8 protein-coding genes are annotated in these 6370 nt (G+C 43.9%); 6 read left to right on the forward strand and 2 right to left on the reverse strand.

Features of this window, described 5'->3' with window-relative positions; all coding sequences use genetic code 11:
- From H6S82_RS13855 to H6S82_RS13875, 5 genes are all read left to right on the forward strand, one after another.
- On the forward strand, window positions 1-206 hold a 206-nt coding region (locus tag H6S82_RS13855), incomplete at its 5' end, for a peptidoglycan-binding domain-containing protein (protein ID WP_191056322.1).
- 125 nt (window positions 207-331) lie between these two features.
- Window positions 332-1987, forward strand: a complete 1656-nt coding sequence (locus H6S82_RS13860) for an AAA family ATPase (protein ID WP_190461792.1) — start codon at window positions 332-334, stop codon at window positions 1985-1987.
- Between the two features lie 133 nt (window positions 1988-2120).
- Complete coding sequence (locus H6S82_RS13865; protein WP_190461790.1) at window positions 2121-2534, forward strand: DUF1257 domain-containing protein; 414 nt, start codon at window positions 2121-2123, stop codon at window positions 2532-2534.
- Window positions 2535-2568: 34 nt separating this feature from the next.
- Window positions 2569-2796 carry a hypothetical protein gene (locus tag H6S82_RS13870; protein WP_191056323.1) on the forward strand — a complete coding sequence of 76 codons (228 nt, stop codon included), beginning with the start codon at window positions 2569-2571 and terminating at the stop codon, window positions 2794-2796.
- Window positions 2741-3121, forward strand: coding sequence for a DUF1257 domain-containing protein (locus tag H6S82_RS13875; RefSeq protein WP_190461788.1), 381 nt, complete (start codon window positions 2741-2743; stop codon window positions 3119-3121). Before H6S82_RS13870 ends, H6S82_RS13875 begins: the two co-directional genes overlap by 56 nt.
- Window positions 3122-3531: 410 nt before the next feature.
- Here the strand turns inward: H6S82_RS13875 and H6S82_RS13880 are convergent, their stop codons facing one another.
- Both H6S82_RS13880 and H6S82_RS13885 read right to left on the reverse strand, forming a co-directional pair.
- Complete coding sequence (locus H6S82_RS13880; protein WP_190461786.1) at window positions 3532-4128, reverse strand: hypothetical protein; 597 nt, start codon at window positions 4126-4128, stop codon at window positions 3532-3534.
- 55 nt (window positions 4129-4183) lie between these two features.
- Entirely contained in the window at window positions 4184-5386 is a 1203-nt protein-coding gene (locus H6S82_RS13885; RefSeq protein WP_190461784.1) for a WD40 repeat domain-containing protein, read from the reverse strand.
- 255 nt (window positions 5387-5641) lie between these two features.
- Here H6S82_RS13885 and H6S82_RS13890 point away from each other — a divergent pair.
- Window positions 5642-6370 (forward strand): DUF4931 domain-containing protein (locus tag H6S82_RS13890; protein WP_347339498.1); only part of this gene is annotated, 729 nt, incomplete at its 3' end.

Genomic DNA, 6370 nt, shown 5'->3' on the forward strand with positions numbered 1-6370 from the left:
ATCTCTACTTAACTCCCCCTCAAGCGGCTGATTATCTGCATCGGCTGGGGTATTTGCAGACAGCGCAGTCTTTTGGCGACTTGAAAAAAGCTATCCTGAGTTTTCAGAAGGCTGAAGGTTTGAAAGCGAACGGCGAACTCGATCCGCAAACAGTATTGCTGTTAAGTGGAGCTTTTTTACAGGGCGTACCGACTCTATCCAAGTGAAGCTAAGCTAAATCAAGTATGCAATGCGAGTAATCGCGTTGGTTGTGTAATACTACAAAAAGATGTATTATTGTATTACACAGGAGCAGCGTGCGGGGTCAACGATCGCGTCAAGGGAAGGAGAAATGAGTAAAAATCCCCAGCAACCAGAAGCATCTTCTGCCGTTTTAGGCGGACAAAATGCTCCTCATGCAGCATTGGTGCAACAGCTGGATTTAATGATTCGGGCGCTTTACCCGCTGCTGTACATTGTCGCCGCTGAAGAAGAACCAGTGGAAGAAGTGCTGCATCAAGTAGCCGAACGTGGAAGTAAGCGCAAACTATTGTTTTGGGATATTGTGCGCGGTTGGAATGACAACGGCGCGGATAAAGGCTCGGCAATGGGAGCGTTAACTCGCATTGCCAAGGTAAGCGACCAAGAAGCTGCTAAACAAAAACAAAATGAGCAGGAATCGACTATTTTTGTGCTGCGGGATTTGCACCCGATTTTGAGATTTCCCTATACGGATAGAAATGCGCCGGTGGTGAGGGAGTTGCGGAATTTGGCGCGATCGCTAAAGCGCAGTCGCCAAACTTTAATTCTGACCGCTCACACTTTAGAATTGCCAGTGGAGTTGAGGGAAGAAACAACGGTGATTGACTTCCCTTTGCCAGATGTGCATGAAATTAATTACCTGATTAACTCTCTAGTAAAACCAGAAAATCTGAAGGTGAGCGGATTAGCTAAAGAACAATTAGTTAAAGCTTGTCAGGGATTGAGTCGAGCTAGAATTAGGCGCGTATTGGCGAAAGCTTTGATTGGGGAGAAACAAAAAGTAGATGAAACAGTTATTGATGCCGTACTGGATGAAAAAAAGCAGGCAATTCGCCAAACGGAAATCTTAGAATTTTACAAAACCACGGAATCTCTAAAAACTGTTGGCGGATTGGAAAATCTCAAGCAGTGGGTGCGGATGCGTCAAGATGCGTTTACCGAAGATGCGAGACGCTACGGTATTCCCAATCCTAAAGGGGTTTTATTGGTGGGAATTCAAGGTACTGGAAAATCGCTTTCTGCTAAGACGATCGCCCACGAATGGCGCTTACCTTTGTTGCGTTTGGATACGGGGAGATTGTTTGGCGGAATTGTCGGCGAAAGCGAAAGCCGCGTGCGACAAATGATTCAAATATCGGAAGCGATCGCGCCCTGCGTTTTGTGGATTGATGAAATTGATAAAGCGTTTGGCAATATCGCCTCTGGCGTCGATGGCGATTCGGGAACTTCTCGGCGCGTATTCGGTAGTTTGATTACCTGGATGCAGGAAAAAACGACGCCGGTGTTTATTGTGGCGACGGCGAATAATGTGCGAATTTTGCCTGCGGAATTGTTGCGAAAGGGCAGATTTGATGAAATTTTCTTTTTGAATTTGCCTACAGAAGCCGAACGCATGGAAATCTTTAAAGTGCATTTGCAGCGCTTGCGCCCCAGTCGGATGCGCGACTTCGATTTCGCAATGTTGGCGAGAAGCGCCAAAAATTTCAGCGGTGCGGAAATCGAGCAAGTAATTGTAGATGCGATGTATCGTGCGTTTGGACAAAGGCAAGATTTCACCACTTTGGATATTTTGCGATCGATTGAGGAGACAGTGCCATTGGCTGCGATCGCCCGTCACCAAATCGACGAATTGAAACTCTGGGCTGCTGAAGCGGGAGCCAGAACTGCTTCTAACGATACTCGATTAATGGAGGAATTGAAACGATTCACGCTCAAAAAAGATATCGGCTCGTTGGAAGTAGATTGAAGGAGAATTGCAAATTGCAAATTTTAGATTTCAAATTTAATTAAATCTGAAATCTGCAATCTCAAATTTCAAATCTAATTAAATCTGAAATCTGCAATCTCAAATTTGAAATTAACTTAGGAGAGTTAAACTCATGTCGCACTTTACTGCTATCAAAACCGAGTTAAGAGATGTAAACGCTCTGGTGATGGCGTTAGAAGATCTGGGATTCAAAGATAAGGTTGAAATCCACGCAGAAGCGCAGCGTCTTTACGGTTTTGAGGGCGATTTACGTCAGGAAACGGCAGAAGTTGTGATTCGCCGCCAGCACTTGGGCGCTGCTAGCAACGATATCGGTTTCAAACAGCAAGATGATGGCACTTATGAAGCTGTGATTTCTTCATACGATCGCGCCTACAAGTATTCTCAACAATGGTTGAACAAGCTAACTCAACGTTATGGCTATCATCAGCTGATGGCAACAGTACCGGAGCAAGGCTTCACCGTTGAAGAGGAAGAAACCTTAGAAGATGGTACGATTCGCGTCTTAGTAGCACGCTGGGTGTAAGAGAATTGCAGATGGCAGATTGCAGATATCAAATTTGATATCTGCAATTTTCAATTGGAAATTCTATGGTACAATTCGGATGGTACTGGCGCGATCGCTGTTAGCGAATGGCAGATGGCAAATTTCAGATATCAGATTGAATGAAACACATTTCTTTCAATTTGAAATCTTCAACCTCAAATTTGAAATTTCCCAAGGAAAATTTTATGTCTCATTTCACGACAATCAAAGTCCAAATCAAGAATGGCGAAGTTTTGCATGAGGTATTGCAGGAGTTGGGATATCAGGTAGAACGCAACACTTATGTGAGAGGATATAATGGCGATCGCACTCAGGCAGAGTACACGATCCGTCAGTCAAACGGCTACGATTTGGGCTTTCGTTACAACACAGAAAGCGAAGGCTACGAATTAGTGGCAGATTTTTGGGGAGCGAAGATTAATCAAAAACAATTTATTAATTCAATTTCTCAAAAATATGCACACAAAACTTTGATGGCAACTGTGCAAGAGCAAGGTTTCAATGTTGAAGAAGAAGAAACCCTAGAAGATGGTACAGTGCGGGTAGTTGTGGCAAAGTGGGTGTAGTACCGCTATGCGGAAGTCAAAAGTCAAAAGTCAAAAGTCAAAAGTCCTTTGAGCGTGAGGCATTCAAGAACTTCCGATCTGGTGGGTTACTTCTGCCGTGCTGCACTAGCGATAATAGGCTTTCCCAACGGTATGCTATTGAAAGTATTAGTTGGGAAAGCCTAGTTGGCTCTTTCGGCTTTATGGTGAAAAATATTCTTTATGTTACAGATAAGGCAGATGGTGGGTTACGGCACGGTTCGTTAATTATTGGTGGAAAGCGCTGAATTTATTGCCCGTGCCTAACCCACCCTACGAAATATAGCAATAGCCAAGGCAATTAGGATCTTCTTAATTCCACCTTTCCCTCCTCCCTCTCCCTCTTTCCCCTAGCCCCTAGCCCCTAGCCCCTAGCCCCTGGATATAACAGTCTACTTTGAAAATGCTTGCACGCGATCGATACAACCGAGTTTAACAGCTTCAGTCAAAACATCTCGATTTTTAATTCGCTTAAAGAACAGCGCCGCGTAATTCCGCTGCATCTGCGTGCCATTAAACAAATAGTACTTAATTCTATCTTTTCCGCGAGCAGTGTTCACCAAACCCAGCACAAAATCAACGAGTTTGTAAGTAGCTGTGTTCTCATCAACTTCCAGCGCTTCCATCAGAAAATCCACATCGGAAACGCTACCGTTTTTAGCCATTGCCACAAAAGTATCGTAGCGGTTAGTAAATTTTTCTTGTAAAGCTTGTTTGGCTTTTGGTTCTGGTTGGTTTTGCAGTAGTCGATCGGCAACTTTTCGCACTTGCCAAAACGGATCTTTCAAAGCTAGAATTACCAAATCCAAGCCTGCATCGCCATACTTCAACGCTTCATGAAGTGCTGCTATTCTTGTTTCTACAAGAGGACTTGCCAGACGGTGCTTAACGCCGGTCAGTCCGCCCAAAACGGCGGCAGTAATTGGGCTGGGAGTTTGATTGCCCAAAACGACATCATCAGATCTGGGCCGATCGCAATTGAATGCCATTGCAGTTTTATGCTTGTACTACTCTCTGTATTATGCCTTGTGGAAGTGCGATCGGCTATAGCACGCTGGGCGAATTTTGCGATCGCAAGCCCCACACTTTAATAGTTTTGTCATTACTGCCGCTGACAATTGTATTGCCATCTAAGCTAATCGCAACTGAATTCACCACTTTTGAATGCCCTTTTAAGGTGCAAAGAAGGTGACCTGTCTGCAAATTCCACAGTTTGATAGTATTATCCCAACTACCGCTAGCGATCGTTTGCCCATCCGCACTAATGGTAACGCAACTAACCCAGTTTGAATGTCCCGTAAGGGTACGAATTTCTTTACCTGTCTGTAAATCCCATATTTTAATAGTCTTGTCTTCACTGCCGCTGACAAAAGTCTTTCCATCCGGGCTTATGCAGATAGAACGAACCGGATGTAAATGGTTTTTTATGGTGGGGAAACGAAACTGTCCTGTGTAGGAATGGAAAGCTTGAATGGTGTTATCTCTACTACCGCTGACAATAGTTTTTCCATCCGGGCTTATGCAGACGGAATAAACAGCGTTGGAATGCTTTTTGAAAGTGCGAATAACTTCTGCTGTCTGTAAATTCCACACTTTGATAGAATTGTCGCTGCTACCGCTAACTATGGTAAGATTATCTGGGCTATAACCCACAGAATGAACAAACTTTGAATGTCCTTTTAGGATAGTTTGAAGCCGTTTTGTCTGCAAGTTCCACACATGAATGTTTTCTCCATCACTATTAACCAATCTAAGACCATCCGGGCTATAGCAAAGGGAACGAACTGAGTTTGAATGCCCTTTAAGCGTAGTTTGAAAATGTCCGGTTGACAAATCCCACAATTTGATAAATTTGTCGTAACTACCGCTAGCGATCGTCTGCCCATCCGGGCTAATTGCAACAGAAGCAACCCAGTCTCTATGCCCTTCTAGAGTGCGAATGCAGTTAAAAAAATTATAGGGAATGTAATCTTGTAACGCTTGTTTTACTTTTGGTTCTTCTCTTTGGTAGAGTAGCGGGTAAGCAGCCCACTTCAGCTGCCCTAATTCTCCTTTCCAAACCTGGAGTGCCAAATCTAAACCAGCTTCCCCATAATTAAACGCCTCTTTTAGTGCTGTTATTTGTTGCTCTATATCTGGGCTTGCCAAGCGCCTTTTTACGCCTTCCAAACCTCCCAAAACAACTGCACTAGCTGGGGCTGGATTTTGACCGCCAAGAACGGCATCGGATTCTCTAGGTTGATTCATATGACGGTACTATTATCGATATTGCCATGAAAGCAGAAGTGCGATCGGACTGAAACAGGGGGAGAGTAAAACTACCGTGAGAAACCGGGTTTCTTTCCTTCAAAAGGCCGATCTTTGGTTGTTACAGCCCAAAGAAACCCGGTTTCTTAGTTTACTCAATTGCTCTTATAGCCAATTTTGGCTAAATTTAATTAAAATTCAGTGCATTCTATCATTTTTTTATTCTATCTTTATCAAAAAGGAAGCGCAAGTAAAATGCCAGAACTAAGACAAAACCTCATTACCAGAGACTGGGTAATCATCGCTACCGAAAGAGCAAAAAGACCCGACCAATTTGCAGCTATCAGAACAGAAGCGCCGCCAATACCGTGCTATAAAGAAGATTGCCCTTTTTGTTTTGGGAACGAGCATCGCACCCCAGAAATTGAATTATTGTGTTTGAGCGACGATCGGGGATGGAGAGTACGGGTAGTGCCAAACAAATATCCCGCGCTTTCTTGTCTGGGAGAAAGAGTCAGGAAAACAGAGGGGATTTATCGCTCTATGTCGGGAGTGGGAATCCACGAAGTAGTGATCGAACATCCCCGCCACGATATCACTATTGCTTTGCTTAGCATCCCAGATGTTGCCAATATTTTGAATGTGTACCGTCAAAGATATAGGGATATCAGAAAAGACCCCCGCATTGAGGCAATTGTGATCTTCAAAAATCACGGACAAGAGGCGGGAACATCCCTGGAACATCCTCACTCACAAATTACCGCTACACCAATTGTACCTTCCCAAATTCGTATCCGGATAGAAGAAGCGATCCGGTTTTTTGATGATATGGGAGAATGTATATTTTGTCGAACTTTAGCGCAGGAAATGGAAGCTCAGGAGAGAATAGTTTTCGAGAGCAAACACTTTGTTGCTTTTATTCCTTATGCCGCACTTTCGCCGTTTCATGTTTGGATTTTTCCCCGCCGACATACATCTTCTTTT

This window comes from Planktothrix sp. FACHB-1355 (genome assembly GCF_014748295.1).
Taxonomy (GTDB): Bacteria; Cyanobacteriota; Cyanobacteriia; order Cyanobacteriales; family Aerosakkonemataceae; genus Aerosakkonema; species Aerosakkonema funiforme_A.